This window comes from Neolewinella persica DSM 23188 (assembly GCF_000373105.1).
In the GTDB taxonomy this organism is placed as follows: Bacteria; Bacteroidota; Bacteroidia; order Chitinophagales; family Saprospiraceae; genus Neolewinella; species Neolewinella persica.
The window spans coordinates 181180-208090 of sequence record NZ_KB890414.1 but is presented as its reverse complement, the minus strand read 5'-3'; the positions used below and the strand labels follow the sequence as shown (position 1 = coordinate 208090).

General features: G+C 53.3%; 25 protein-coding genes. 16 read left to right on the top strand and 9 right to left on the bottom strand.

From position 1 onward, the window contains the following. Positions 1 to 77: 77 nt before the first annotated feature. Entirely contained in the window at positions 78 to 533 is a 456-nt protein-coding gene (locus tag B036_RS0102470) for a DUF1569 domain-containing protein (RefSeq protein ID WP_020567102.1), read from the top strand. Between the two features lie 75 nt (positions 534 to 608). Here B036_RS0102470 and B036_RS0102465 read toward each other — a convergent pair whose 3' ends face one another. Together B036_RS0102465 and rpmH are read right to left on the bottom strand one after the other, a co-directional pair. Next, a complete protein-coding gene (locus B036_RS0102465; RefSeq protein WP_020567101.1) occupies positions 609 to 1304 on the bottom strand; it encodes an SIR2 family NAD-dependent protein deacylase in 696 nt (231 codons plus the stop codon). A gap of 406 nt (positions 1305 to 1710) precedes the next feature. Then, a complete protein-coding gene (gene rpmH, locus B036_RS32815) occupies positions 1711 to 1866 on the bottom strand; it encodes a 50S ribosomal protein L34 (RefSeq protein WP_071596751.1) in 156 nt (51 codons plus the stop codon). A 202-nt stretch (positions 1867 to 2068) separates the two neighbouring features. On the opposite strand from rpmH, the gene B036_RS0102460 reads away from it, so the two are divergent. The 3 genes from B036_RS0102460 to B036_RS0102450 all read left to right on the top strand — a co-directional run bounded on the left by B036_RS0102460 (position 2069) and on the right by B036_RS0102450 (position 7889). Continuing rightward, positions 2069 to 5302, top strand: coding sequence for a proprotein convertase P-domain-containing protein (locus B036_RS0102460; RefSeq protein ID WP_020567100.1), 3234 nt, complete (start codon positions 2069 to 2071; stop codon positions 5300 to 5302). A 402-nt stretch (positions 5303 to 5704) separates the two neighbouring features. Then, positions 5705 to 7147 carry a D-alanyl-D-alanine carboxypeptidase/D-alanyl-D-alanine endopeptidase gene (dacB, locus tag B036_RS0102455; protein ID WP_020567099.1) on the top strand — a complete coding sequence of 481 codons (1443 nt, stop codon included), beginning with the start codon at positions 5705 to 5707 and terminating at the stop codon, positions 7145 to 7147. A gap of 85 nt (positions 7148 to 7232) precedes the next feature. Beyond that, positions 7233 to 7889 carry a class I SAM-dependent methyltransferase gene (locus tag B036_RS0102450; RefSeq protein WP_020567098.1) on the top strand — a complete coding sequence of 219 codons (657 nt, stop codon included), beginning with the start codon at positions 7233 to 7235 and terminating at the stop codon, positions 7887 to 7889. A gap of 176 nt (positions 7890 to 8065) precedes the next feature. Here B036_RS0102450 and B036_RS0102445 read toward each other — a convergent pair whose 3' ends face one another. Beyond that, the gene (locus tag B036_RS0102445) at positions 8066 to 10330 is read right to left on the bottom strand and encodes an efflux RND transporter permease subunit (protein WP_020567097.1); all 2265 of its coding nucleotides are present in this window, start codon (positions 10328 to 10330) and stop codon (positions 8066 to 8068) included. Between the two features lie 157 nt (positions 10331 to 10487). After that, positions 10488 to 11600, bottom strand: a complete 1113-nt coding sequence (gene pdxA / locus B036_RS0102440; protein WP_020567096.1) for a 4-hydroxythreonine-4-phosphate dehydrogenase PdxA — start codon at positions 11598 to 11600, stop codon at positions 10488 to 10490. A 183-nt stretch (positions 11601 to 11783) separates the two neighbouring features. Between pdxA and B036_RS0102435 the strand changes: the two genes are divergently transcribed. From B036_RS0102435 to B036_RS0102395, 9 genes are all read left to right on the top strand, one after another. Next, entirely contained in the window at positions 11784 to 12056 is a 273-nt protein-coding gene (locus B036_RS0102435) for a hypothetical protein (protein WP_020567095.1), read from the top strand. After that, entirely contained in the window at positions 12053 to 12487 is a 435-nt protein-coding gene (locus B036_RS0102430) for a hypothetical protein (protein WP_020567094.1), read from the top strand. Before B036_RS0102435 ends, B036_RS0102430 begins: the two co-directional genes overlap by 4 nt. Positions 12488 to 12741: 254 nt before the next feature. Next, a complete protein-coding gene (locus B036_RS0102425; protein WP_020567093.1) occupies positions 12742 to 13521 on the top strand; it encodes a DsbA family protein in 780 nt (259 codons plus the stop codon). Positions 13522 to 13801: 280 nt separating this feature from the next. Next, entirely contained in the window at positions 13802 to 15394 is a 1593-nt protein-coding gene (locus B036_RS27755) for a sulfatase-like hydrolase/transferase (RefSeq protein ID WP_052333902.1), read from the top strand. A 363-nt stretch (positions 15395 to 15757) separates the two neighbouring features. Beyond that, positions 15758 to 16303, top strand: a complete 546-nt coding sequence (locus B036_RS0102415; protein ID WP_020567090.1) for an RNA polymerase sigma factor — start codon at positions 15758 to 15760, stop codon at positions 16301 to 16303. Beyond that, positions 16300 to 17112 carry a HEAT repeat domain-containing protein gene (locus B036_RS31535; protein WP_020567089.1) on the top strand — a complete coding sequence of 271 codons (813 nt, stop codon included), beginning with the start codon at positions 16300 to 16302 and terminating at the stop codon, positions 17110 to 17112. Before B036_RS0102415 ends, B036_RS31535 begins: the two co-directional genes overlap by 4 nt. Positions 17113 to 17259: 147 nt before the next feature. Then, complete coding sequence (locus B036_RS0102405; protein WP_020567088.1) at positions 17260 to 18045, top strand: DUF4097 family beta strand repeat-containing protein; 786 nt, start codon at positions 17260 to 17262, stop codon at positions 18043 to 18045. Positions 18046 to 18118: 73 nt separating this feature from the next. Continuing rightward, entirely contained in the window at positions 18119 to 18889 is a 771-nt protein-coding gene (locus tag B036_RS0102400; RefSeq protein WP_020567087.1) for a DUF4097 family beta strand repeat-containing protein, read from the top strand. Positions 18890 to 19143: 254 nt separating this feature from the next. Next, the gene (locus tag B036_RS0102395) at positions 19144 to 19899 is read left to right on the top strand and encodes a DUF4097 family beta strand repeat-containing protein (protein ID WP_020567086.1); all 756 of its coding nucleotides are present in this window, start codon (positions 19144 to 19146) and stop codon (positions 19897 to 19899) included. Positions 19900 to 20442: 543 nt separating this feature from the next. Here B036_RS0102395 and B036_RS0102390 read toward each other — a convergent pair. Beyond that, the gene (locus tag B036_RS0102390) at positions 20443 to 20799 is read right to left on the bottom strand and encodes a DUF5655 domain-containing protein (protein WP_020567085.1); all 357 of its coding nucleotides are present in this window, start codon (positions 20797 to 20799) and stop codon (positions 20443 to 20445) included. Positions 20800 to 20978: 179 nt separating this feature from the next. Continuing rightward, entirely contained in the window at positions 20979 to 21470 is a 492-nt protein-coding gene (locus B036_RS0102385; RefSeq protein ID WP_020567084.1) for a VOC family protein, read from the bottom strand. A 367-nt stretch (positions 21471 to 21837) separates the two neighbouring features. Between B036_RS0102385 and B036_RS0102380 the strand changes: the two genes are divergently transcribed. The 3 genes from B036_RS0102380 to B036_RS0102370 all read left to right on the top strand — a co-directional run bounded on the left by B036_RS0102380 (position 21838) and on the right by B036_RS0102370 (position 24505). Beyond that, positions 21838 to 22878: a sensor histidine kinase gene (locus B036_RS0102380; RefSeq protein WP_020567083.1), complete on the top strand. Its 1041-nt coding sequence runs from the start codon at positions 21838 to 21840 to the stop codon at positions 22876 to 22878. Between the two features lie 2 nt (positions 22879 to 22880). After that, positions 22881 to 23570: a LytR/AlgR family response regulator transcription factor gene (locus B036_RS0102375; protein WP_020567082.1), complete on the top strand. Its 690-nt coding sequence runs from the start codon at positions 22881 to 22883 to the stop codon at positions 23568 to 23570. A gap of 116 nt (positions 23571 to 23686) precedes the next feature. After that, positions 23687 to 24505 (top strand): DUF2306 domain-containing protein, encoded by an 819-nt coding sequence (locus tag B036_RS0102370; RefSeq protein WP_026231601.1) that lies wholly within the window; start codon positions 23687 to 23689, stop codon positions 24503 to 24505. Between the two features lie 134 nt (positions 24506 to 24639). Here B036_RS0102370 and B036_RS0102365 read toward each other — a convergent pair whose 3' ends face one another. From B036_RS0102365 to B036_RS0102355, 3 genes are all read right to left on the bottom strand, one after another. Next, a complete protein-coding gene (locus B036_RS0102365) occupies positions 24640 to 25083 on the bottom strand; it encodes a GNAT family N-acetyltransferase (protein ID WP_020567080.1) in 444 nt (147 codons plus the stop codon). Between the two features lie 208 nt (positions 25084 to 25291). Further along, positions 25292 to 26068 (bottom strand): hypothetical protein, encoded by a 777-nt coding sequence (locus B036_RS0102360; RefSeq protein WP_020567079.1) that lies wholly within the window; start codon positions 26066 to 26068, stop codon positions 25292 to 25294. Between the two features lie 133 nt (positions 26069 to 26201). After that, the gene (locus B036_RS0102355; protein ID WP_020567078.1) at positions 26202 to 26909 is read right to left on the bottom strand and encodes a hypothetical protein; all 708 of its coding nucleotides are present in this window, start codon (positions 26907 to 26909) and stop codon (positions 26202 to 26204) included. Between the last annotated feature and the right edge of the window lie 2 nt (positions 26910 to 26911).

Here is a 26911-nt window from a genome sequence, read left to right as displayed (position 1 = left end):
AGGATGTATCGATTCATTTAGCTAAGGTAGGAAAGAGGTGTTACTTTTAGCATAACTTCTACCAATCAAAACAGACCATGTACCCTTCAATTTTTGACCAGCAAACCGTTACCGACCTACTCGAACGGATTGATAAGCTCACCCCGGAAACAACCCCTGAATGGGGGAAGATGGATGTCGCTCAAATGCTGGCACATAACAGTGTAGGCTTTGACATCACTTACGGCAAAATTCCCGTCAGCTACAACTTTTTTATGCGCTTCATGCTGAAAATGTTTGTGAAGGATACCGTTGTTGGCAATAAGCCGTACAAGAAAAACGGGCAAACTGCGCCGGTTTTCATCATTTCCGACGAACGTGATTTTGCCAAGGAGAAAGCCGAACTTGTGGCTAATATTCAACGCGTTCACGCTGATGGTGCTACGGTCTTCGAAGGTAGGGTAAGCCCTTCTTTCGGCAAGCTTTCGGCGCAGGAATGGAGCAACCAGTTCTGGAAGCACCTGGATCATCATTTGACCCAGTTTGGGGTTTAGGCCCGGCTGTGCCGGGAGTAGGTTATCGTGTTTTCAGGTTGTCCTCGATAACCCGACAACTTGATAGCCCGAGTCTTAAATCAACGTCGGAATCATCTCCCCGGCAACCTTCATTCCTTCACTTCCACCCATCTCAATGGTGTGGATATTGCCACGCAGCTTTAATTCGTAGTTGATGGTCGGCTTGGGGTCGATGTAAATGACGGGAACAGTGTCATCAGCATAACCAACCAGCCCCGCAGCGGGGTAAACCTGCATGGAGGTGCCAACTATGATGATCAGGTCCGCTTGGCGGACGACCCTGACGGCATTCTCAATTTCCGGTACGGCTTCGCCGAACCAAACGATGTGCGGGCGCATCTGTACCCCCCGGTCATTCGTGTCTCCAAGTTTGATGTCTCCGGGCCAATCCACAATGAAGCCATCTCCCTTCGCTGGCCGGGCCTTCAATAGCTCTCCGTGGAGGTGAATGATGTTGGTGCTGCCTGCCCGCTCGTGCAGGTCGTCGATGTTCTGGGTGACGACCGAGACTTCGTAGTGCTCCTCAAGTTCGGCGATGAGCTGGTGGCCAGCGTTAGGCTTTACGGTGTGCAGCTGCGCACGCCGCTGGTTGTAGAAACTCAGGACCAGCTCCGGATCCCGGGCGAAACCCTCCGGGCTCGCCACGTCTTCTACGCGATGGTTCTCCCACAGGCCGTTACTGTCGCGGAAAGTGGCGATGCCGGATTCGGCGGATACGCCGGCACCGGTGAGGATGACGATCTTTTTCATGGATGAGTCGCTTCGCTCCGGTTGCAAGGGTTGCAGATGAATACCCCTTTATCCAGGAACATATTTTTGAAAAAAGTTACCAATAAACCAAGGTGTGAAGGCCTGTAAAAGTTGCAAAGCAATATGGGATGGTGGAAGTAATTGCAGCGTCAAACTCTGCTATCGTTTTTTTCCCAGGCTCCCGCGTCCGCGCCATAAAAAAAGCAACGAGTAAAATATTAATATATCAACCAATTTAGCTTTTTTGCAACCCCTGCAACCCCTGCAACCCCTGCAACCCCTGCAACGTTAGCGAAGCGAACCCGCAACCGGAGCGCAGCGACCCCAACGAGAAAAGCCCTTCCCCGCACTGCGGAGAAGGGCTAAAGTTCTTAAACGACCCTCCGGGCTTAACCGGTCGGGTGTTTTACTTGCTGTAAGTCTGGTCGCTTACGGACAACTTCGCACGGCCTTTGGCGCGACGGCGAGCGAGCAGTTTACGGCCGTTCTTCGTGCTCATACGGCTACGGAAACCATGCTTGTTAACACGACGGCGCTTGGAGGGTTGGAACGTTCTTTTCATTGTACTTTATTTTGGGATCGGACGGGGGAGGACCGGCCGGAAGGTTCGTTAAGGGGCGCAAAGATAAGGGTTTGTAGTTTATCCTACAAAGTGTCACTTGAATTATTTATTGGTGCAGGTGGACCTTACCTTGCAGGTACATATAGATTTGAGCGGTTTTAGCGCTTTCCGCCGACTTGTTTTACTTCAAAATTGAGATTACATGTTTCTTTTTTTACGCAAATGGGCCCTTGCACTGGTTCTGTGTTATTGCACTGGCCTGCTCCCGGCCCAGTATGCTTTGCCCTCCGATCAGCTGGCAGGAATACCCGTAGAACGATTGCCCGCCCAAGATAATCGTGCGCTGCTCGAAGCAGAACTGGAAGCTCGAGCACCTGGCCGTGCCGACCGGTTTGCGGTGCCTATTGCTACGAAGATTCGACCTGCCACCCATGGTATTTGGTCAGAAGATGGAGCTAACGCCACCTGGCGGATGCGCATCAGCAGCCCCGGGGCAGAGACCCTGAACCTTGGATTCTCGGAGTATAACCTACCCGAAGGAGCAGAACTCTATATTCGTTCGGGCACCGGGAAATTTGGACCTTACTCAGCATCAGACAATGAGGAACATAACGAGCTGTGGACACCGGTCATGGCAGGAGATGAATTAATGTTGGAGCTCACTGTGCCAACGGCTAAAAAGAAAGCGGTGCAGCTGTACCTGACTTTCGTCCACCACGATTTTGTGAATGTCAACGAAGTACTTTCGGCCTCCTGTAACCTCGACGTAGGTTGTAGCGAAGCCGATGGCTTTGGTCTTGTCGATAACTACCGGGACATCATTCGCAGTGTTGCCCGCATTACGATAGGGGGAACGCTTTGCACTGGCTTCCTGGTAAATAATGTCAACGAGGATGGAAGGCCCTTGTTTATGACCGCCAATCATTGTCGCGTAACTACGGCCACGGCCGCCAGAGTAGTCGCCTATTGGAATTATGAGAACAGCTTCTGCCGGCAACCTAACTCCGCAGCAAGTGGCGCTAATGGTAATGGCCGTCTTGACGTTACCAATTCCGGGACCGTTCATTTGGCAAGCTATTTTCCTTCAGATTTTACGCTTCTTGAACTTGATGACCCGGTTAACCCCAACGCTAACGTGTTTTTCGCCGGCTGGTCTGCCGAAGCGGCGGTTCCTCAGGATACGATGATCGGCATTCATCATCCGGAAGGAGATGAGAAGAGAATCTCTTTCTCCTTTCAGGATACCTATCGGGCACCATATCTTGGCGCGCCGGACCCCAATGGGGATCACCTGGTGATCCCTGATTGGGACATTGGCACCACGCAAGGAGGTTCTTCCGGCTCCCCAATCTTTGATCGTTTCAAGCGGGTTCGTGGCCAACTGGAAGGTGGCCGGGCCGCCTGTGGAAACGACCTCCTGGATAGCTACGGTTATTTCCATACCAGTTGGGACGGCGGAGGTACGCCGGCTAACCGGTTACGGGATTACCTCGACCCCTGCGGCACTGGTACCCTGACGATCGACGGGCTTGAATATTCAAAATTAGCCACCACCCTGATTGCTGAAAATAACTGTCCCATCGGCTGTATTACCCAGGAAACGCGCCTGCCCTTCGTACTTGGTATTGGGTTTCGTACCGGAACGGCCCTCAGCATCCTCAGCAATACCGCCGGTATTGCCCCAATACTTTCAGCAGCCACCGCCGGGGGAGGAGAAACAGTGGAGTTGATTATTCCTGCCGATGCAGGCAGGGCACCCGGCACCTATACTATAGTGGTGGGCGCCTCTGGAGGTGCTGCCTCCGATGAAATTACGTTTAACGTTGACCTCAGCGCCAGAATGGCCGAAGCGCCCAGGCTGGTTAGCCCGGCAGACGGTGCGATAGGAATCCAGCCAGGCACCCGATTCACCTGGGACCCGGTAAGGTTTGCCATCGGTTATGACTTTGAGGCTTCTGTGAACAGTGACTTCTCTACGATCTTGGAGGCCAGCAGTACAACAACGGAAACCGAGGTTAGTCTGTCCGGCCCTCTCTCTGGTAATACCCGGCATTATTGGCGGGTCCGCACGATCAACGAGTGTGGTCCCGGCGATTGGACAACCATCTCTTTTACTACCACGGATATTTCCTGCGGCGCATATGACGGTAATGACTTACCTGCGGCAATTTCTGATCAGGGAGCTCCCGAAATCCGGGTTGAACTCGACATAAGTGATGCCTTCCAGGTACAAACCTTTGAACTTAGCCTGGACGTTACCCACTCCTTCATTGGTGATATCCAGGCGCGCCTGCGGTCTCCCCAGGGGACAGAAATTCAATTGTTCAACCGAATTAACAATGGGCGTTGTGCCGGAGAAAACTTGTCTGTTATTTTTACCGATGCGGCAATGCTGACGGCTGATGATTTCGACGGCTCGTGTTCAGGAGGCACGAACTCTACGCAGGGCGTATACCAACCTTTAGACGCATTCGGTGCTTTCGTCGGAGAGGCTGCCCGGGGGACCTGGACGCTTATCCTAAAAGATGAAGCTGATGACGACGGTGGTGCAATCACTGCCTTCAACATGTTGTTTTGTAATATCGAGGGCAATGAAGACCTTACCATACAAAGCGGAATTGATGTGCTGGAGTCTTGCCAGAACGAGTCCGCAACAGTAGCGCTGACGCTGGGCAGTGATTTTACTGGAAACGTTACGTTGAGTGTAGCTGCTGGTAACGAAGTACTGAGCAACTTTACCTCCTCCTTTAACGCCCCCGAACGGATCCTTACCGTCGATTTTACCGACTGGAGCGTATTGCCCGTGGGCGATTATACGCTGAATTTCACGGTGACAAACGAGGACGGAGCCGAGCGGGTCGCCTCCATTACCCTGCGAGTAGGCACCGTCGTCATCGAGCCTGCCCTGGTAAGCCCGGAAGACAACGTGGAAGTGCAGGAAGGCGAAGTGGCCTTTAGTTGGGACCCCGTGCCGGGGGCTGCTTCCTACGTGCTGCAGTATTCCAATACCCCGAATTTTTCCCTGATTACCTTCGAGCAATCAACCACTGGAACCGTAATTTCACGCATCGATCTGCCTACGGGAGAACCCATTTTCTGGCGGGTAATCTCCCGCAATGATTGTGGCGAGGCCATCAGCGATGTTCGTGAATTTCGGATAATTCCAGCCGGCACCCACGACTTTGGTGCGGGGCGTGTGCTCAGCGTATTTCCTAATCCGGTGAAGGGCCTGCTTACAGTAGATGCTTCCGGGAATTGGCCCGGAGGGCTGAACGCCGTTCTTTTTGACGCTACCGGACGTCAATTGGCCAGGTACCGTATGGATAATGCTGGTCGGACCCAATGGGACCTCGGTGCTATTCCCGCTGGTCTCTATTACCTGCGCTTCCGTGGGCAGGGGCGTGAGCAGACGGAACGGTTGGTTATTCTGCCTTAATTCGTTAGGGCTTCATAGTTTTTATGGCCGTGCCCGTCCCGATTTTGGGGCGGGCACGGTTTATTTGGGTGCTCACCCGGCGTGAATAAGAACATGGATGAATGGGGAATAGCTGCCGTAAGTACCGTTCGCAGCGGTTTACTTGTGGCTGCCTCCGGCGATCGTTTGCTACCATGGCGAACAAGCGTTGCGCAGTGAGTGGCAGCAACGGTAGCCTATTTATTAATTTACGAATTCTCTCATTCACTTGGCGCGGTCGCAGGTGCAGAGTAAGGGGGTTAAGGAGCAAAGGGGGAAGGGCCGTTGTCGCTGCGTAACGGATTCTGATAACTCAGAGAGACCATTTCAACTACGACACTACCGGGATTAACTATCTTCGTGCTTCCCCTTAAATCCCTTCCCTTGCGACAGTTACTTGTTCTTATTATTTCACTTTACTGCCTGCCCGTTGGTGCCCAGGCGTCTATCCAGGACCACATCCGTGACTTCGCCCGCGATCCGGAACTGGCCGGTGCGCAAATGTCCATAAGCGTAGTTGAAGTGGCCTCCGGCCGACTGGTCGGTGCGCACCAGGGCCAGACGGCCTGCATCCCCGCCTCCATCCAGAAGCTGCTGACTACGGCGGTAGCCATGGACGTACTTGGGCCTGATCATCATTTTCGGACGCAACTGATTATTACCGGAGAGGTGACTAAGCAAGGGGTATTGGAAGGGGATGTTTATATCGTTGGGGGTGGAGACCCCAGCCTGGGCAGCCCGTACCTGGACGGGGTACCCGGCCTGGAGGCTACCCTGGATCGTTGGCGGGAACGCCTGCACGCCGCAGGCATCAAACGAATTAATGGCCGGATCATTGGAGATGGTAGCTACTTCGGCTCCGACGGTCCCGCAGCCGGCTGGCCCTGGAGTGATATCGGCAATTATTATGGCGTGGGTGCTTTTGGCCTCAACCTCCACGAAAATTTTTACTTCCTTGATTTCCTGCAACGGGGTAGGGAAGGGGCTATACCTCCGGTCCAGCGTACCCGCCCCGAGGTGCCAAACCTGAAGCTGACCAACGAACTTCGGAGCGGGCCAAAAGGCAGCGGAGACCAGGCCTACATTTACGGTGCTCCCTTCGGCTACGACAACTACGTACGGGGTACCATCCCCGTTGGCTCCGGGAGGTTTACGATAAAGGGAGCATTGCCCGATCCTCCCTTATTTGCCGCGCAGGCCTTGTGTCGCCATCTGGAGGCTGGCGGTATTTCGGTTGCACAACCCGCCGCTTCTGATCGTGAGCTGGGGAGTGGAAGAACCGTTCCTGGCCGGGTAGTGGATACCTATGAGTCACCGGCACTCAGTGTTTTGGTGGACCGTACGAACCTCCGAAGCCTGAACCTTTACGCGGAAGCACTATTGCGAGAGATCAACAAGAGCAGGGGAAGTGAGCGCCATGCGCTGACGGAGACAGCCGGTGTAACCGATTGGCTGAAGACCGCCGGGTTGCCAACTTCCTCCGTTAGTTTAGAAGACGGTAGTGGCCTGGCTACCCGAAACTTCTTCTCCGCTGACTTTATGACCAGTTTCCTGCGGCACCAGGCAAGTGCCGAACGCTGGCGGGAAAGTATCCCGCTTGCCGGCAGGACGGGAAGCATGCGGGGTTTTCTGAAAGGCACCGCCGCTGAAGGGAAACTGTGGGCCAAAAGCGGCTCCCTTGGCGCCGCCAGGTCTTACGCCGGCTACGCTACCCAACCTGACGGTACGGAACTTGCGTTTACCATTATGGTTAATAACTTTACCATCGAAAGTCAGGACCTAAGAAAAAAAATGCACGCACTGATGCTTCAATTTTGCCGGAACTAACGGCAGCTTTTTCCGTTGTTTCCCGAGTACACCTTGTTAACATCCTAGCCTCCGGCCTATCTTATGCCGGGAAAACCTATCCTTCATGCGTCTTTTCCTTTCAGCTATTCTGCTTCTCACCCTTTTTGCCGCTTGTGTCGATACGCCCGATCCGGTAGTAGAGGACGATATCTACCTGCCCGAAGATGAGGCGCTGCAGGATAACCGCTCCCGTATGATCTGGCAGCAGCCCGGCGCAGTGATGGATGCAATGGGGGATATCCGGGAAAAGGTGATCGCCGATATCGGTGCCGGCGAGGGTTTTTTTGCCGAACGCCTGGCACCCATTGCCGACCGGGTCATCGCGGTGGAAATCGATGAAAAGTACATCAGTTACCTTGATACCCTTCGGCGCTTCGGACTACAAAAAGAATTCCGGCCCCGCCTGGAGCCCCGCCTGGCCACGGCGGATGACCCTCACCTGGAAAAATCTGAGGTGGATATTATTCTGATCGTTAATACGTTCATGCTCATCGAAAACAAGGTCGAATATCTTAAAAAACTCTACCCGGCTCTACGCTCCGATGGCCGTATTGTGATCGTTGACTGGAAGCGGAAAGACACGACCATCGGTCCCCCAAAGAATGACCGTCTGGCCCTGGGGAGCCTGGAAGATATGCTGCGTGATGCCGGATTCCGGGTTACGTCAAGTGACGATGGGACCCTGGAATACCAGTACATCGTTGTGGCGGAGAAGGAGTAGTGAATTGGAGAATTTTTGAAGGAGAGAATAGCTGCCGCAAGGAAGCGCTCGCTTCGCTCGTTTGGGGTTAGGGCAATCGCAAGCCTGCTCGTCCGCCGAGTGAGCGGGGTGTAAAGGACCGTAAAGCCTTTTCCCCTTGCTTCTTTATCCCTTTTCCTTGCACCTGCGGCCCCGCCCTACTTGTCCAGCCACCTGAGCAATAAAGGGATCAACAAAAGGTCACTTACCACCGCACTGCCCAGGGTCAGGCTGATGAGCAAACCGATCGTGACGCTGGGCGGGTGGATGCTGAACAACATAACCAGGAAGCCGAAAAACAACACGACGGAGGTAAGTACAATGGCTTTTCCCGCTTCGCGAAAAGTGAGGTGAATGGCTTCCTCGAGTTCCAGCCCCTTGTCTCGGGCAAGTTTGTATTTTGCAAGGAAATGGATGGTGTCGTCTACCGCAATACCGAAAATGATGGCGAAGACAATACTTACGCCAGCCTCCAATTCGATGCCGGTAAAGCCCAGTACCGCCCCTGCGAATAACAAGGGCAAAATGTTGGGCACCAGGCTCACAAACAGCATTTTCCAACTCTTGAAGAGCAGTCCCATCAGCACGCAAACGATCAGTATCGCCAGCCCGAGTCCCTGCAAGAGGTTCTCGCGGATGTATTGCGAGTTTTTGTCGATGATGACGCCGGTGCCGGTGCTCCGCACCTCAACCAGCGCGGTATCAATATTTGAGTTGACCCAGCTGTCGGTCCTGGCGAGGAAGGCCTGCGTGCTGTCTGCACCAAGGTCGTTTAAGCGACTGGTAATCCGGGCCCGCTTTTGGTCCTTGCTCATAAGCACGTTCAGGTTCAGCGCCGGGATTTGTTTGGACAGTCGCTGGTATTTTGCGTAAGTCTGTTCGTCATCGGGCAGCACGTAGGCATCCGGTCGGTTATTGTTGAACATCTGGTTGATGCTTCGGTAAATGGCGGTAATGCTGGCGGTGCTCCGCACCACATCAAACTGCTTGACGTAGTCCTCAATCTTGCCGATCTCCTGCATCACCCTGAAGTCAGTGATCCTGGCGGTATCCTTAGCCGTAACTGCCATCTCGAAGGGACGGAACCCGGCAAGCTCCCGTTCAAAGAACAAGAAATCGGTAGTAATCTTTTTACCGCGGGGTAAGGCGGAGGTAATCCGGTTGTTGGTCGTAATCTGACTAATACCGATGGCACAAAGGACGGCCGCCACGGCCATCCCTATCTTGATCTTTCCCGGGCTGAGGAGCGTGAACTTGTAGGCGCGTTCGAGCAACCGGTCCCAGAAGGCCTGTTGCTTACCGATCTTTACGATTTGGTCAACGCTGAGGTAAGAAAGCAGGGCCGTGGTGAAGAAGATCACCGTTACGTAAGCGATCATAACGCCCAGCGCTGCGTTGATGCCGAAGTTCCGGATCGGGTCGATCCGGCTGGTGAGCAGCGTCGCAAAACCGACGGCCGTAGTAAGCGAGGTAAGCAAGGTCGCCATTCCGATCTCCCTGATGGTGATCCGGATGGCCGTTTCCTTGTCTTTGCCCGCCCGTAACTCATCGATGTATTTGGACATGATGTGGATCACGTCTGAGGTGCCCACAATGATCATCAGAACGGGGTAGAGGGCGGCAATAGCGTTCAGCTCCCGGCCCAGCAGGCCGAGGGTGCCAAGGAACAGCAATAGGCCGAGCCCAATGCTCACAAGGGAAACAATGATGCCCAGCGGCCGGCGGAAGAGCAGGAACATGATCAGGAAAACCAGGAAGCCGGAGACCACGGCGGATACGGTGACTTCCCTGATCTGCATATCGACCATTTCTTGCTGGAAGTAGGCGGAGCCGAGGTAGTGGTAGTCTTCAAAATTGTAACCGCCAATCAGGTCTTCCACCCCGGCCATCAAAATTTTACTCTTTTCGATGCTGGAGAGTCCTTCTCCTTCCCCCGTTAAATTGATGAGACTTTCAGTTTTGAGAAGTACCACCAGGGCGGTCCCCTTTTCGTTGATGAGGTTGTTTACGAAGCGCTCGTCCTGCATGATCCGCAGGCTGTCAGCCGCGTAGCGGCTGGGGTCATTGCGGTGGATGGCCGGAATGGTGGTAACGGCAAAGGGTGTTTTCAGTGGGTAGCTGAACATGGTCAGCGACTGAACGCCTTCGATGTATTCGAGTTCCCGCGCGTTGAGGGCAAAGTCGTGAGCCTTGTCGAGGAAGGTAGAATCAAAGACACCTTGTTTTCTTTCCAGGGCAACCAGGAGGAAATTGTCGTCTCCCTCGAATTCTTCGATGAATTCCAGGAAGAACGCCAGGTCATCATCACCCCGGGGGAAGAACTGGGAAAAGTCGAAACTGAACTTCAGGTTGAAACAGCCATAAACGGCGGCTGCGGCAAAGAAAGAGAAGGCGATGATAACGGGGAGACGGTACTTGCGCATCTAAAATAGTCTGGTAGTCCGGTAGTCTAGTAGTTCAGTAGCGGCATAACATGAAGGCATGCCTGCACAACGGAAGGACAAGGACTACTCACGGAGTCGGTGTACACTTCCTAAGCGTTGCCCGAAGAAATGGTTGTTAAAAAGGTGTTTTACTGACCTACTTTTTACGCGACCCGCTCCCTTTTCGGGTTTCGGACTTCCCACCGGCGCCTTTGGGCTTACGTTTGTACACCAGGTGCATCCGGCTGGTGAGCGGATTGGCGCTGTCTTCGGCGTGCCGCTCCCGGTTAATGAAGGTTTCCCGGGCGAGGAACAGGGCACTGATGAAGGACTCCGGCGCGGCTTCATTTTTACCGACAATGTCGTAGGCGGTACCGTGGTCCGGGCTGGTACGGATGGCCGGCAGACCAGCGGTGAAGTTGACGCCCTTGCCGAAGCTGAGGGCTTTGAAGGGGATCAGTCCCTGGTCGTGGTACATCGCCAAAACGGCGTCGTAAGTGTTTTGCTTTCCGCTGCCGAAAAAGCCGTCTGCTGGGAACGGGCCCATGGCGAGAATACCTTTTTCCTTGGCAGCTTCCACGGCCGGGCGAACAACCTTGATGTCTTCTTCACCGATCCGTCCCTGGTCTCCACCGTGTGGGTTGAGGGAAAGCACGGCGATGACCGGCCGGGCGAGGCCGAAGTCGGCCCGCAGGCTCTTGTCCATGATCTCCAGCTTCTTCATGATGGCGGCTTTGGTCACGGCTTTGGCGACTTCGGCGACGGGGATGTGGTTGGTCACTACGCCAACGCGCAAATCGTTCGAGACAAGGAACATCAGGCTTTCTTTGGCGCCGAGCTGCTCGGTGAGCATTTCGGTGTGGCCGGGGTAGGGGAAGCTGTCGGGTGGCATGACCGATTTATTGATCGGGGCGGTAACCAGGGCGTCCAGCTGGCCGTCTTTGAGTTCGGCTACGGCGCGTTCGAGGGAGGCTGCGGCGGCGCGGCCGCCGCTTTCGGTGGCTTCGCCTGGGGTGAAGACGGTGTCTTCGGGCAGGCACTCGATCAGGCTGATGCGGCCATCTTCGGCATCATCGGCCTGTTCAATGACGTCGTATCTAAAGGCAGGTGCATCGTTAGCGGGCTTGTACTGCTGCAGAGCAGCTGCCGAGGCGTATATGACCGGCGTCACCAAGTCCAGGATACCCTCCCGGGAAAGTGCTTTGATGACTACTTCGGGGCCGACGCCGTTTACGTCTCCAATTGAAATGCCGATGCGTAGAGGGTCCATGGGGAGTATAATTTGGGGCAAATATAGGTAGACGGTCGCTACGCGACCTTTGTAGATTGATAGATTGGTAGCCTATCAATCTATCGCATCTACCAATCTATCAATCTAAGAGGCGTGCGGCAGCCTAAAAGTCTATTACACTATCACATCTATCAATCTACAAAGCCCGATTATCTTTGCCCAATGCGCACGCTACTTTTCTTAACCCTGCTGACCCTCGCCGCCTGCGGCTCCACCGAGGAAGACCCCGTCAACATCCGCCTGACCATGGATGAACGGCAGCGAATTGACGATTTGGTCAAAATACATATGGACAGCATCCGGCCGATTGTGGACAGCCTGTGCAAGGCCACTTTTGCTGACCGGGTGGCGGTAGCCACCGACAGCATCATCCAGCGCAGATTGGAAGAAGAAGCGCGCCTGCGGGCCAGAATCCCCCAAAACCTCCGGCAATGAGCAAGCGCATTAAACCCTTTACCCTGGTGTTAATCCTGCTGGTTATAGCCACTGCCTGCACGCCGGAAGTCGTTGATTCCACGGCCCTGGTATACGAGCGTTACCTGGAAAGAGCCGGGGCATTGACCGGAAATTTACTCAACGAATGCCAGGACGACGTGATCGAAGCGGCACTGGAAAGAGCCGATTCCCTGCTCATCGACCGCGCCCGGCGGATGCGGCGCATCGAGGGCCGGCCACCGCGCCCGAATCGGCCGGGGGCACCACCTGTGCAGGAGTTGTCGCAGCCTTTGCCGCTGCGGCCGCTGTTTCCCTTCGAGATACGGTTTGATACGCTGCTGCGGGATAGTCTGTACCAGGATAGCTTGCGGTGGGATAGTATTGATCGGGGGTTGTTGCCGGAGGTTGAGGTTTTGCGGGATAGTTTTTAGGGGCGGGGGCGCTGGTGCTGGGGTGGGAGATTATGGAGCAGGGGTAGCAGGCCATGCTCAACTATGCAATTGCAGAAATTGCGTGAGTGAGGGGTTCCGTCGTTGGCTTTGCCAACTCTATCACCCCTCTCTACCCTAGACGTCCCTTCGGGACTTTGAGTAATAGTCCCGAAGGGACGTCTAGGGTAGCGAGGGGTGATGCGCCGATCCGCAGGATCAAGCGAACCCCTCGCGAGCTTACGGGTTTACCCCACATGAATAAGCTGCTAACGCTCCTGTTCCTGTTTACTTTACCCCTAACCGCACAAAAGATGATTGCTCCTCCCGGTGCTACCTGTGATCCCCTGACTGGCCTTTGTACACCAGCGCCGCTCGGCGCTGCTGCCGGGGCAGAGGTTGAATTTCGTGACGACGTTGAAATCATCTACGTTGGTGACCCGATGTGTTCCTGGTGCTGGGGCATCTCTCCCGCCCTGAACCGCCTGGAAAAGGCGGCTGCGGCCAACGGCATCCCTTACCGGATCGTCCTCGGCGGACTGCGGCCCGGCGGCGGGGAACCGTGGAACGAGGAGTTCAAGGGTTTCCTTAGCCACCACTGGGAAGAGGTGAACAAACGCAGTGGTCAACCCTTTGGCGACAAGCTCTTCGAGCGGGAAAACTTTAACTACGACACGGAACCGAGCTGCCGCGCCGTAGTCGCGGCCCGCAGCATGGACCCCGCCATCGAAAGCCGCTTCTTCGAGCTGACCCAGTACGGTTTCTACGTGCTGAACGAAGACCCGTCCGAGACGAGTTTCTACGCGCCCATCTGCGAAAAACTGGGCCTCGACTTCGACCGGTTCAAAACACTGTTCGAGAGTGCCGAAATGAAAGCGGCTACTATGGCCGACTTCCAGCTCAATCGGGGGTGGGGTGTGACGGGCTACCCGACGGTGGTCTTCCGAAAAGGAGACCAGATGGTAGCGATTGCCCGGGGGTATGCGGAGTTTGAGGAAATGTGGGGGGCGGTGAACCAGCTGAGCCAGGAAGAGTAAAGATGGAAGGGGCTAAGGAGCAAAAGGTGGAAGGGGCGGTACAGTATCCGTTGGGAGGATTGGCCGTCCTTTAAGTTTGTCTGTCGGCTTAAGCCAGCCAGGGTGAAAGGGCCGTCGGGCGGATGTTTGAGTCGTATGCGTTAGCCCCGCCCCCTAACCCTGCTCCTCCAACTTTCAATGCATCCTGCGGCCGCGCCCCAAAAAATCGACCTCTCCACTTGATTTTATCGCTGAGCGGCGTCTAAACCTCGGTACCTTCGCTTATCCACAAAAATCACCCATGCATTTTCGTCTTCTTTGCCTGCTTTTATTGGGCACGCTCTCCACACTCTCTGCCCAGCAAACCCACCCCAACCTCCTACTGATCATCGCTGATGACCTCGGGGTAGACCGAGTCAAAGGGTACCATGATGGCGACTTGATGGCAACAACGCCAACACTGGATAGCCTCCGCGCCGCCGGCATCACCTTTACTAATGCCTACGCTGCCCCGATGTGTTCTCCCTCCAGAGCAGCGATGATGAGTGGCAAATACGGTGTCAATAATGGTGTTCCTGGTGTTCCAGGAAACCTGGACCTCGACCAAATCTCTATTTTCAAAGAGCTTTCGACCGTCACCAATGGTGCTTACGCCGATGCTGTTATTGGCAAATGGCACATCGCTCAACCTTCCTATGCCGAACATCCGCTTGACCACGGCGCGGACTACTATATGGGACTCTTAGGTAACACCACAGACTATTTCGCATGGGACCGCACGGAGAATGGAACAACCAGCCTGTCGACCGAATACGTTACCACAGCCCTTACCGATGCTTCTATCACCTGGGTAAATGAACAAACGGACCCCTGGTTTCTTTGGCTGGCTCACCCGGCACCACACGGACCCTTTCACGTGCCGCCAGCAGGACTGTATACGATAGAAAATACCGACAATACGGTAAGGCAATACGTCGCCATGGTAGAATCTGTCGATCACGAGATCAATAGGCTGCTTAATGGTATGACAGACTCCGTTCGGGAAAATACCTTGATTGTATTCGTTGGGGATAACGGAACACCCGCTCAGGTTTTACAAGACTACCCGACCCGGCGCGGTAAAGGCACCTTGTACCAGGGTGGAGTTCGTGTACCGTTTATCGTTGCAGGTAAAGGCGTTGATCGCCAAGGTGTGCGGGAAGATGCCCTGGTGCACCTGGCGGACATTTACGCAACATTCCTCGAAGTCGCCGGCGCAGATCTGCCGGGAGGCATTTACAACAGTCAGAGTTTTGCCCATCTCCTGAATGCTGGAAGCATGGAAGTGACACGTGATTATAATTACACGGAAATAGGCAGTGGGAACAATCCAGGCTGGACAATCCGTAGCAGTCGCTACAAACTCATTAATTGGGACAACGGGGTCCAGGAATTCTACGATGTCGTCGTGGATTCTTTTGAACTGATCGACCTACTGGCGATGCCGCTGACGGACGAAGAAGCCGACGTTAAAGCAGACCTGGAAGCCGAAGCCTTAGCGATCCGTACGGGCTGGTCTTGCCGCGATCACATCCAGAATGGGGTAGAAACAGGCATTGACTGCGGTACCGATGATTGTGGTGCCTGTACGACCAGTACCACGCAAATTAATAATGCGTTGGCCATTGATATATTTCCGAATCCCGTCAGGGAGCAGTTCACGGTTTCCGTTGCAGATCAGCCAATTGAAACGGTGCGGGTATTTGATGGCCATGGGCGATTACTGATGGAACGTTCCGGCAGTCAGGCCCGACGTTTGACACTCAACGTTGGCGAACTGAACGCGCGGCTGTTGCTGGTGGAAGTGAAAACGGCCGAGGGAGTGGCCGTCAAGAAAGTAGTTAAGTGGAATTGAGTACAACCATGACCGTAGCAGTTATTTGTTTATGATGCCCTTAAGCCAGGTCCTTTCTTCTGTTTAAAGCCCATTCTCTAATTCTCCCATTCTCTTCTTGGGCGGGGCCGCAGGTGCAGGGTCAGGTTGCCGGGTTGTCGAGTTGTCGGGTTATCAGGTCGTCTGTAGCTCCGGGTTTCGGTGTGCTTGGCAGGTGTCTCCTTTAGCAGCGTAACAAATAGGCCACCGATAACCCGTAACCCGACAACCTGATAACTCGCCCCTGCACCTGCGGCCCCGCCAAAAAATGCTCTCCCAAAAAACTTTACCTTCAAGTGTAACCATCTTCGAAAAGCCGGGTAACCCTTTTCGAACCCCACATACATGCGTACTGACGAAGACATAATGAAGACCGTGGCGAACGGCGACCTGCAACAGCTCGGTGAGCTGTACCAGCGCTATCGCCGGCCGATCTATGGCTTCCTGCTCAAGCGGGTGAACGTACCCGCCAAAGCCGAAGATTTGCTACACACAACCTTCGAACGTGTGATCAAGTACCGGGGCTCTTTTCGGGAAGGGAGCACCTTCCGGAGTTGGCTTTTTACCATTGCCCGGAATGCTATGCACGACGGGATGAAGCAAGAAAGCCGCATGCCGATCAAAAATGGGGTGGACATAAGTAACCTGTCTTTGCTCACCCCTTCTGCCCAATGTGATTGGGAACTTCGGGAAACCGACAACCAATCGCAAGCCGCGCTGGCCGCCTTGCCCGACACTTACCGCGAAGTGGTAGACCTGGCCTGGAAGCGCGGGTTGAAATACGCCGAAATTGGAGAAGTCCTGGGTATCTCCGAAGCCAATGTTAAAGTGCGGATTCACCGCGCCACCAAACAACTACGCGTTAATTACGCCAAACTGAACCAACAATGAAACTGATAACTGAAGACATGCTGGTGGATTATCTGGCCGGGGAGCTCCCCGCCGATGATCGTGCCCTGGTCTGCCAGGCCCTGGCCGAAGACCCTGCTCTGGCCGGGGAGCTGGAGGAGCTGGAGTCGTTGATGGAAGACATCGCCCTGACCCCGGAGCCCGAACCCTCTGCCGCAGCGGACGAACGCTTCGAACTGATGCTTGCAGCTGAAGTGGGGGGAGAGAACACGACCTCGTCGATTCACGAAGACCAGGCGAGAGCAATCTCCGTAACACCCGCTGCTACCGTTCGTCGCCTGCCGTACTACCAGCGACCTCTGATGAAACTTGTAGGGATCGCTGCGGCCATCCTGCTCATCTTCCTTGCCGGCCGGATTTCTGTTGCCGGCGGTGAAGCTGACCTCAACGAAGAGTTGGCCTCCACCCGGACCCTAATGCTCGACTTGATGAAAAACGAGCTTACCTCCGAGCGCATCCGTGCCACCACCGTAACCTTTGAACTGGAATCGGCTGACCCCGAAACTACCCAACGCCTGGGTTACATGCTTCGCAATGATGAAAACGCCAACGTGCGCCTGGCGGCGCTCGAAGCCCTCCGCCGATTCCCAAATGACCCCATGGTGCGTGAAGAACTACTTGCCGCCATGAGCGAAAGCCCGCCCGATGTGGTGCGTTTCGAACTCATCGAGACCCTGGTCCGGGCAAATGAAAAACGTATTCTGCCCTACCTCGAAGAAATCATGGACGCCGATTCCCTGCCCCAGGTGGTTCGGGACGTGGCGGAGATGGCCAGCTTCAAATTAATTTAGGCGAGGTGCCGAGGTCTCAGGTTGTCGGGTTTTCTGGGTGTCAATATCACGACAACCCGACATCCTGATACCCCGAAAACTTGACAACCCGATTCCCCAAGTGAATCCCCCAAATAACTCAACAACTCGATAAAATTCAAACTTAAGATGAAAAACATACTCTTCCTCTTCCTTTCTTTATCCTCTTTCTTCCTTTTCGCTCAGGCGGAACACCGTGTATCGGTTGGTAATAAAACGATCGAATTCCGGGAAATCGACCGCCTGGTGATTGTTGGGCATGATGAAAAAGACCTGAAAATTACGCGTAAGGGCGGCGACTCAAGAGAAGACGAACGTGCCAAAGGCATGCGTAAAATCAGTGCCAGCGGTAAAACAGATAACACCGGTTTCGGTATTTCCTCTCAGGGTTTTGATGATAAGGTCGTCATCGATCAGGTAGGCAAGGGCGATGGGACCATCATGGTCTTTGTCCCCAATAGTTCCGTCGTTAAGGTCGTACAGTCTACCTACCGGGGCGGTGACCTGGAAGTGAATAACTTTAAAGGTGAACTCGACGTGAGCATGCATTACCATAAAGTGAAACTGACCAATACCTACGGCCCGTTGGCCATCAACACCATCTATGGAGGTATCGAAGCGGCGTTTTCTTCCGGTCCACCTTCTCAGGATATTCGCTTACATTCTACTTATGGGAATGTTGAATTGATGCTACCCAAAAATACTGCGGCTAATCTGCGACTAAGCACCAGTTACGGTAGCATGTATACTGATTTTGATATTGACGTTAAGGCGAATATGGCCAACGCCGAAGGGCAAAAAGGATCGGACCACGATCATGACCATGGTGGACTGACCGGAACCATCAACGGCGGCGGGAAACTCGTTTCTTTGAACGCTACCTACAAGAACATTTACCTCCGGAAATTAGAGTAAACCCAACCTGCAACCTGCACCTTGCAACCTGCAACCTGTAACCTGCAACCTCCATCCTGTAAACTTTTTCAACATGAAATTCCTACTCAGCCTCCTTCTGGCGGCCAGCCCATTTTTTGTCTTTTCCCAAAGTGGGCGGCAGGAAATCCCATTAAAAGACGCCCGTGAAATTTTCGTTTTTGGCGATTTAAGCGGTGTGCACATTACCACCGGTGGCACCAATACAATTGCCGTCAATCACGTACTGACGGTAAACGGTGAGGACCAGCAGGAGCTGCGTCAACTGGACATCGTCCGTGAGGGCAGGACGATCAGGATCCTGGAAAAGAAACCTACGGCGGAGTTGATCAAGGATAAATTCCCGGGTGGCGGGATGAACGTCGCCCATGGACCCGAAAAAAAAGAGTGGGGAGATTACGGCGGCAAAAAAGTCGTAGCCTATCTGGAAATCGTGGTGCCTGCTGGCGTGAAAGTATCTGCCGAAACAGTTTACGGAGGGCTTAACGCCCGGGGCGTGACGGAAATGCCCATGGCCAAATCTAAGTACGGAGTGGTTGAGGTAGTCTTCGCTGCTAACGCCAGCATCAACGGACTTGACTACGAAAGCGAATACCAATCTGTAGACGTAACCCTGCCCGCCAATACCTCCGGAAATCTGCACCTCCGGACAACTTTCGGAAACATGTTTACCGACTTCGACTTTCCCATCAAAGCAAATATGGATCAGGCTGGCCACGATCATGGCCCAAAGAGCCAACCCATCGATGCGGAGCTGAACGGAGGAGGGAAAGACATCACCCTAAGGGCCAAATACCAGAATATTTACCTCCGGAAACTGGAGTAGCGTCAAGTTGCAGGTTGCAGGTGTCAAGTTGCAGGTTGCAAGTTGCAGGTTGCAGGTTGCAAGTTGCAGGTGTCAAGTTGCAGGTTGCAGGTTGCAAGTTGCAGACTGTAGGCGATTCCCTTGTTGGTATCCTTTGCAACCAGCAACCAGCAACTTGCAACTTGCAACCTGCAACTTGACACCTGTAACCTTTCCCCATCCGCCAACGGCACCTAAGCGAAACCCCGTCTTTCCAAATCAACAAACCCAGTATCATGAAGCGCCTTTTTCAATTGCTGCTTATCAGCTTTCCCATTTTAGTTTTTGGTCAGGGAGACCAGCAGGAAATTGCCCTGGAGGGCGCTACGGCTATTCACATCTATGCAGCCTTCAGTTCCGTTTCGGTAACCACGGGTGGTCAGGGTGTAGTAGCGGTAAATCATACTTTCACCGTTGATGGCACCGACCGGCCAGACCTTCGCCTCCTTTCCATTGAACGCAAGGATGGGGTGCTGCATCTAAGAGAAGTTAAGCCTACCGCAGACCTCCTGCAAGGGGAGTTTTCGGGGAAGAACAGTAACCAGATTACCGGCGGAAGGGAGGGCGGCAAAGGCGTTGTTAACGGCGTAATGGTGGATGCTACGTTGGAGATTGTAGTGCCGGCAGGCGTTACGATCGAGGTGGAAACTAACTATGGCGGGATCAAGGCCGTCAATGTCGACGGCCTGGTCAAGGCCCATGCGAGGTATGGCGCGATAGACGTAATCTTCGCCACGGTTAGCCCAATGCCTGACCTGGATTTATACAGCAATTATGGCACGGTAGACGTCACCATCCCCACCGGACGGGGCGCCAATCTCGACCTTGTCACCGAATACGGTGAATTATTAACCGACATGGAAATTCAGATTGATAAAAAGGCCAGCGAGGAAAAAGACTTTTTCCAGCGGGTCATCGGCACCATCGCCGGAGGGGGCGCGAGGATAAAATGCGAAGCTCCTTATGGGGACGTGTATCTCCGGGAGGGGTAAGCGCCTTCGGCGCGTTGCAGTGACTCACTGCGTTCGTTGTTGCAGAGGTCGCTTCGCTCCTTGTTGCAGAGCGCCTTCGGCGCGTTGCAGGTTGCAGCTACCGCATGAGGCCGATCGCTCCGCTCGTAAAATTCTCGATTCTCGAAGGGTGATTTGCTGCGCAGTACTTCGTGCGCTCGATTCTTGATTGGCTACCGCGCGAGGCAGCTCGCTTCGCTCGTAAATTTGCGATTTTAGTAAAAAAAACTTAAAAGAATTTGCTCAGTTGCCTGGTGCAATTTTTTTTGTGCAACCCCTGCAACCCCTGCAACCCCTGCAACCCCTGCAACCCCTGCAACCCCTGCAACCCCTGCAACCCCTGCAACCCCTGCAACCCCTGCANTGCAACCCCTGCAACCCCTGCAACCCCTGCAACCCCTGCAACCCCTGCAACCCCTGCAACCCCTGCAACCCCTGCAACCCCTGCAACCCCTGCATAGAGTAGTCTCAGCTCCGGGCCTCAAAGCGCTACATCGGTACCGCTAGAGGACCCGGAGTTTTTATCTACCGCATCCCGTAATCAAAACCGATTTTGAGCAGATCGACCATTTCAGGTGTGATCTCTCCGGGGCCGCTGATGCGGATGGAATGGCGGAATTTGTCTTTTTTAATGGCGAGGTTCGATTTGTGTATGGCGGAACTGCTTAGCTCCCCCGAGGAATAAAAACTTAACTCCAGCAGCTTACTCATGGGGCGGACGATGAGCCAGGCACGTTTATTCGTGAAAACAATAGCTTTTGTTGCTGCGCCGATGTGGTTGGGCTCCCAGTCCATCACCGCCAGTAGCACCTCGTCAAAAGCTAGCACCAGGTCATCCGGTTTGCCGGCAAAGATGTCGTCGACCGTGATGTCGTTACACATGTGCGACTGGTTGCTGGAATGAAAGGGGCGCTGGCATTTGGGGCAGGTCCACATGGGTAGTAATTTGGTCTGTTGGTCTGTTGGTACTATTAGGTTGGCACCAATATACCAATAGTACCAACAGACCAATGAAGGGGCGCGGTCGCAGGTGCAAAGAGGTGATCTAGGCAGGCCGCGGGTCAGGTTAGTTCGCCGAGTAAATCTTCAAGATCCAGCTGCAGGGTGGCCATTTTTATACTTCCGTCGGGGAGAAAGGCCCATGTTTCGCGTGGTCGGTCCCAGTAGAGTTCCACGCCGTTACCGTCTGGATCGTCGAGGTAAATTGCTTCAGACACCAGGTGATCCGCCGCGCCGGTCAGCGGATATTCAGCATCGAGTAAACGCCGGAGGATGACGGCCAGGTCCCTTCGGGTGGGTAAAACAATGGCGGTATGAAAAAGACCAACGCCTCTTTTTGATGCTGGCGGCATCCCTGCACTTTGCCAGGTATTCAGGCCAATATGATGGTGGTAGCCTCCGGCGGAGAGGAAGGCTGCCTGGGGACCGAATCTGCTGGTCACCTGGAACCCCAATAAGTCACGATAAAACTTTAATGATCGCTCCAGGTCAGCCACCTTAAGGTGAACGTGTCCGATGCGGGTGGCGGTGGGCGTTTGGTAATTGTTGGCCATGGAGCGATGATTTTATACGGGAGAAACATCCGCTTTGTCGGGAAGGATGAGCTAGGGGAGAAATTAAGGCCTGCAGCGTTTCCTTGCTCCTTATATCCCTTTCCCTGCATCCTGCGGCCCCGCCCTAATTAGTCTTGTAGTTCATTAGTCGGTAGTCTGGTAGCGCTATCGCAAAGGGGTGCTCGTTACGCTAGGTGAAATGCGAGGTTGCTACTATTAGGCTAATCCTGTGGTAGCAGACTACGGAACTACTAGACTACCGACTATTAGACTACATCCCCTTTGGCAGATGAAAACCACCATTTCGCAGAATAGTGAAGCGCTATGTCCCCGTCTTCCCGCATCTTGTGGTCTTAGTACCACCCACATGAAAAAGTCCTTGATCGCCATATTACACGTTGGGTACTGGTTTGTCTACCTACTGCTGGCGATGATAATGATGTATGCTGTGTCCAGTAGCGGCAGCCTTTCCGAAACAGTCGGTGAAGAGGTAATTGCCACCGCCTTCTTCTTTATGGTGCTACTACCTGCCGTGGTAACCTTTTATACTTTTTACCTGGTGCTGTTTCCCCGGTATTTCGGTCGCAAACAATTCGGCCTCGCCTTCTTGATTGGTGGATTGGTGTCCGTGGGGACCACCTTGTTGGGTTTTGCCATCCTGGGGACATTCTTTTACCCGGAATGCGTAGCAGAAATGGACCTGCCCGGATTCCTGTTTTTTGTGTCCATAGTTTCCTTCTTTAACCTGCTGGGTGGCGTAGTCGCCTTTGTACTTCAGGGTTTCTCCACCTGGTTTGAAGAGGTTAAAATCAAAGAAGCGCTCCAGGAAAAAAACCACGCCATGGAGTTGGCATTGGTCAAATCCCAACTCGATCCGCATTTCCTGTTCAACACCATCAACAACATCGATGTACTTATCCTGAAGGATGCCGATGAAGCCTCCGACTACCTCAACCGCCTTTCGGATATTATGCGCTTCATGCTCTACGAGACAAAAACAGAAACAATTGCTTTGAGCAGGGAAGTGGCCTATATTGAAAAGTACATTGCGCTGCAGAAGATTCGGACGGCCAACGAAACCTACGTCGATTTCCGGTTGATTGGCTCACCAGCCGGCAGGGTGATTGCCCCCATGGTGTTCATCCCGTTCATCGAGAACGCCTTTAAGCACACGACCAATAAAAAAGTGGAGCGGGCCATTCGCATCGAATTGGAAGTGATGTCCGAAGCTGTCCGGATGAGCTGTGTCAACCGGCTGGATCCTTCCCGGAACCCGCCGGTCGCCAAAGGCGGCCTGGGCAACGAACTCATCCGTAAGCGTCTGGAACTCCTCTACCCCGGAAAGCACCACCTTGAGGTGCGGAACGAGCTGAACGAGTACCACGTCAATCTCCTCATCACCACCTGATCATGGAAAACTACCGCTGTATCATCATTGAAGACGAACCACTGGCGATGGAGCGTACCCGGATTTTCGTGGGCAAAGTCCCGTACCTTCAACTGGCAGCTACCTTCGACAATGCCCTGACCGGACTGGCCTACCTGAAGGAACACCCCGTTGATATGCTGTTCCTGGACATCAATATGGACGAACTCTCGGGGGTAGAGCTTCTTGAGAGCACTAAAATATCCAGCCAGGTCATCATCACTACGGCCTTTCCAGAGTATGCCCTGAAGGGCTATGAACTGAACGTAACGGATTACCTGCTCAAACCTTTCACCTTTCCCCGGTTTTTACAAGCGACGGAAAAAGCGCGGGTGCAGCTGGCCGAACCAGCCTTGGCGACCCTGGATTATCTCTTCGTAAAGACGGAGCACCGCCTCGAAAAGATATCCGTTCCGGATATTCTCTACATCGAAGGTATGCGGGATTATCGCCGCATTCACACCCGCAACAAAAGGATCATGACCTTACAGACCTTCGGAGAGCTGGAGCGATTGTTGCCAGCAGACCAGGTTTGCCGGGTACACAAGTCCTATATGGTCGGAATGGCCAACATCGAAGCGGTGGAACGAAGCCGTATCCTTATCGGAAAAGAACGGATTCCCGTTTCGGAGACCTACCGCTCCGCCTTCTTTTCGTGCATTCGGCAGGAGTGATTTGACGGGCGATAATCCCCATTTTGAAGAAGAATAGCTCGGTTTTGCATAGTAAGATTGTGAGCAGGCGAAAGCCTGCGGAAGTTTGTCAGACAATAACCCCAAAACTTCCTGACATGACTACCTCTGCGCCAACCCATGACTTTTCCGTTCCATCACTTTCACGGGCAGATAGAACACTTGGATGGACGACGACCGGCTGGTTCGCCGTGGCGGTCTTCGGACAACTTTTTTTCGCTGCTTATGTCGCGATGTTCTACGGCGGCACCGCACTAAATGGAGCATTCGATCGCTGGGATGATGTAGGCTACCAGGAAGGAAGTACCGTCCGGAACATCGTAATAATGGTGCACCTTCTTGTTGCTATGACCATTATGGTTGGTGGTCCATTACAGTTCATTACCGCAATCCGGCAGCGATTCCCCGTTTTTCATCGCTGGAATGGCCGGGTCTATGTTTTACTGACGGCCCTGGGCGGCCTGTCCGGGTTGTACATGATCTGGACGCGGCAGTTGGACGCTGCTCAGGTGAACAAAATGGCGATGAGCCTGGAAGCCTTGCTCATCGTTGTCGCAGGTTTTCTCGTCTACAGATTTGCCGTAAAAAGGAAGATGCAACAACACCAGGCGTGGGCCTTTCGCCTTTTTCTGGTGGCCAGCGGTGTTTGGTTCTTTCGGGTCCTCCTCATGTTCTGGTTCATGGCAACCGGCGGATTATGGATTGATACGGAAACGTTTACCGGCCCTTTTCTAAGTTTTATCGCTTACGCCCATTACCTTCTACCGCTGGCCGTTTACGAGCTTTATCTGCTTGCTAAACGGCGGGGCGGGGTCAACGGCCGCTATGCGATGGCGGGGTTAATGGTGGTTTGTACACTCATCACGGCCATTGGTGTATTTGCTGCGGCTATGGGGATGTGGTTGCCGGAGATGTAGGGGGGGAGCCGTTTTTTTTTTGGCGAGGCCGCAGGTGCAATACGAGGTTTAAAGGAGCAGGGTAATAACTGATTGCTGCCTCTTTTGCTCTAATTAACTTTCCTTGTATCCTGCGGCCCCGCCCCCAAAGGACCCTACAACATCACCTTTCCATTCAACCACTGGTCCTCAAAAATCGGGTCCTGCTTATTATAGAACCGCATGGCCGCAGCGTCGTCGGCCACCACTTGCCATTTGAGCAATGCGCAGTTGCGGTCACGACCACGTTGTAGCAGCGCATCCCAAAGCAGCTGGCCGATACCCTGACGGCGGTGGCGCTTACTGATGACAAAGTCTTCAAGGTAGATCATCCTACCCTTCCACGTGGAGTATACGTAACAGTAGAGGGCCATTCCGACAATCTCTTCTCCGTTATCCGCTACAATAGCATGAAAAAAATCGTCCTTAAAGTCTTTTTCAAAACGTTCGACGGTACTGGTGAAATGCTCGGCTTCGCCGAGATGGCTGGCCAGTTCGGCTACGAGGGAATGCAGGGCGGGGATGTCGTCGAGGGTGGCCTGACGGATTTGAATGGACATATAACTAAATGATATTGGCTAAATAAGTACTAACAAACTGATGCTAAAGGTTGTTGACCGATACCGATAAGGTCTTTTTACTCCAACACCTCCAGCACTACTTTTACTTGTACATTCTTACACAAAAAGAGGCTCTTTCCTTCAAGAAAGAGCCTCCGCAATAAGGGGTTTTAGGGGTGGTTCCTAAACTACTAGCATATACATTGTCTTAAAAGGCGGCTTTATTAAGGATGTCCACGATCTTAACTCGTGGAGGCACAGTAGGCTCTGTATCTCCGGACAGGTCTAAGAAATCGTCGTCATCTCCATTAATAAAGAACCATAGCACCTCGGGGTTTTCCAGGTGCCATTCCTTGATGTAGCCCTCCAGTACGTCATGGCGACGCTGTAGCCGCCGTAAATTTTCCAGAGCACTGGGGGAAGTAGTGCCCTGAGACTTACAGCGCCGGAACTGGTAATCCAACATGGTGATATCGCTGTCGATATTCCGAATCCGTTCAATGATTAGCCGTTGGTTTTGGGCTATTGTTTTAGAGCGGCCATTGACTTCATCAATTTGAGTCCAGATATCGGCGGCCCACTTGTCTCCAACCTTTGCTCCCCTGAGCGCCGTTTGGTAAGTGATCACTTCATCCTTGTTAAGTGCAAGAACGTTGTCGAGTTTCAGCGTCAGGGCAGAAAGTTCCTTTTTTAGGTAGGTGCCCCGGTCCAGTGCGTTCGCAAATATGCCCGTCTCGGAGCTATTATACGCTCGATCATCCCGGCGTTGACGTAAGTAACTGACGAATTTAATGGTCATTACGTATACTGCAATGAGTAATCCCGTACCAAGGATGGTAACTGCTACTAGTCGAAAGAAAGCTTCGATTACGTCAAGGTTGGCCATGATTAGTCCATAAACCCACACAAATAAACGGATCAGGGCTGCGGCTGTGGTGACGCCGAAGCCAAGCCAGAAAAGGATAGCTTTATCTTCTTGTTTCATAAGGAGTGTACTTTGAAGGGGTCTAAAGTTCTGCTGTTGGTGGTCCTAAGTAAGTGACGAAGGTTTGTTGTTGTTCAAAAGGTTGGCTTCCTGGCTAGCAGGTTGGAAAAGTGTGTCCAGATTATGGCAGAGATCAAGGTGCCGGCCAGATATATTGTTCAGGCTTATGCTCCAAGTTATGTTTCCGACGGAAGGCGATCGCTTCGCGCTCGTTGTTAAAGGGACCATATCCGACCTTACTGCAATCGATGCCCTTCACGTAAATCTTTAATCGTAATTCCGTTGGGCCACTAAGGCTATTGAAAGCTTTACCTGGCTTTTTATAGCATCCAACAGGTACTATGAAGAACTTGCGCTGGTTTTTTGTCTTCTCCCGCACATCCTTATATGTATGGTTCGTAGGTGGGGGAGGTGGAGCTTGTGGTACTTGCTGCATTCCTGTCTTACCGTCTAAACGGGAGAGGTCGGAATCATTAACTGGGGACGGCTTGCCTTTACGATGGTCGCCGGTTTCTTGAGACCTGTCGTAAGTGTTGGGACTGGCTTGCTTATTGGGGCTGGTGTCTTTTTGACCGGTGGGGTTGGCTTGGATGGGATCAAATAGGGTGGAGATGCGAAAATTGGGATCGGAGAAGAAGTAGAGGATAGCTATTACGATTGCTACTCCGATTATGAATTGGAAGATGCCTCCGGCTCCACGGTCGACAATTACGTCGCTACTGCCGTTGTTATTACGACTCATAGCGAACATTGCCTTGAAAAGCAACCAGATGCCGAAGGAGAGTGAGAGTATAACTATCGCTAAAGCTGCGATTAGGAGGTGATTCTGTTCAATGTACATGG

Excerpts from the sequence above, each read along its gene's own strand:
- B036_RS0102470 (WP_020567102.1), top strand. The coding sequence starts at position 78 with ATGTACCCTTCAATTTTTGACCAGCAAACCGTTACCGACCTACTCGAA.
- B036_RS0102465 (WP_020567101.1), bottom strand. The coding sequence starts at position 1,304 with ATGAAAAAGATCGTCATCCTCACCGGTGCCGGCGTATCCGCCGAATCC.
- rpmH (WP_071596751.1), bottom strand. The coding sequence starts at position 1,866 with ATGAAAAGAACGTTCCAACCCTCCAAGCGCCGTCGTGTTAACAAGCAT.
- B036_RS0102460 (WP_020567100.1), top strand. The coding sequence starts at position 2,069 with ATGTTTCTTTTTTTACGCAAATGGGCCCTTGCACTGGTTCTGTGTTAT.
- B036_RS0102450 (WP_020567098.1), top strand. The coding sequence starts at position 7,233 with ATGCGTCTTTTCCTTTCAGCTATTCTGCTTCTCACCCTTTTTGCCGCT.
- B036_RS0102445 (WP_020567097.1), bottom strand. The coding sequence starts at position 10,330 with ATGCGCAAGTACCGTCTCCCCGTTATCATCGCCTTCTCTTTCTTTGCC.
- pdxA (WP_020567096.1), bottom strand. The coding sequence starts at position 11,600 with ATGGACCCTCTACGCATCGGCATTTCAATTGGAGACGTAAACGGCGTC.
- B036_RS0102435 (WP_020567095.1), top strand. The coding sequence starts at position 11,784 with ATGCGCACGCTACTTTTCTTAACCCTGCTGACCCTCGCCGCCTGCGGC.
- B036_RS0102430 (WP_020567094.1), top strand. The coding sequence starts at position 12,053 with ATGAGCAAGCGCATTAAACCCTTTACCCTGGTGTTAATCCTGCTGGTT.
- B036_RS0102425 (WP_020567093.1), top strand. The coding sequence starts at position 12,742 with ATGAATAAGCTGCTAACGCTCCTGTTCCTGTTTACTTTACCCCTAACC.
- B036_RS27755 (WP_052333902.1), top strand. The coding sequence starts at position 13,802 with ATGCATTTTCGTCTTCTTTGCCTGCTTTTATTGGGCACGCTCTCCACA.
- B036_RS0102415 (WP_020567090.1), top strand. The coding sequence starts at position 15,758 with ATGCGTACTGACGAAGACATAATGAAGACCGTGGCGAACGGCGACCTG.
- B036_RS31535 (WP_020567089.1), top strand. The coding sequence starts at position 16,300 with ATGAAACTGATAACTGAAGACATGCTGGTGGATTATCTGGCCGGGGAG.
- B036_RS0102405 (WP_020567088.1), top strand. The coding sequence starts at position 17,260 with ATGAAAAACATACTCTTCCTCTTCCTTTCTTTATCCTCTTTCTTCCTT.
- B036_RS0102400 (WP_020567087.1), top strand. The coding sequence starts at position 18,119 with ATGAAATTCCTACTCAGCCTCCTTCTGGCGGCCAGCCCATTTTTTGTC.
- B036_RS0102395 (WP_020567086.1), top strand. The coding sequence starts at position 19,144 with ATGAAGCGCCTTTTTCAATTGCTGCTTATCAGCTTTCCCATTTTAGTT.
- B036_RS0102390 (WP_020567085.1), bottom strand. The coding sequence starts at position 20,799 with ATGTGTAACGACATCACGGTCGACGACATCTTTGCCGGCAAACCGGAT.
- B036_RS0102385 (WP_020567084.1), bottom strand. The coding sequence starts at position 21,470 with ATGGCCAACAATTACCAAACGCCCACCGCCACCCGCATCGGACACGTT.
- B036_RS0102380 (WP_020567083.1), top strand. The coding sequence starts at position 21,838 with ATGAAAAAGTCCTTGATCGCCATATTACACGTTGGGTACTGGTTTGTC.
- B036_RS0102375 (WP_020567082.1), top strand. The coding sequence starts at position 22,881 with ATGGAAAACTACCGCTGTATCATCATTGAAGACGAACCACTGGCGATG.
- B036_RS0102370 (WP_026231601.1), top strand. The coding sequence starts at position 23,687 with ATGACTACCTCTGCGCCAACCCATGACTTTTCCGTTCCATCACTTTCA.
- B036_RS0102365 (WP_020567080.1), bottom strand. The coding sequence starts at position 25,083 with ATGTCCATTCAAATCCGTCAGGCCACCCTCGACGACATCCCCGCCCTG.
- B036_RS0102360 (WP_020567079.1), bottom strand. The coding sequence starts at position 26,068 with ATGAAACAAGAAGATAAAGCTATCCTTTTCTGGCTTGGCTTCGGCGTC.
- B036_RS0102355 (WP_020567078.1), bottom strand. The coding sequence starts at position 26,909 with ATGTACATTGAACAGAATCACCTCCTAATCGCAGCTTTAGCGATAGTT.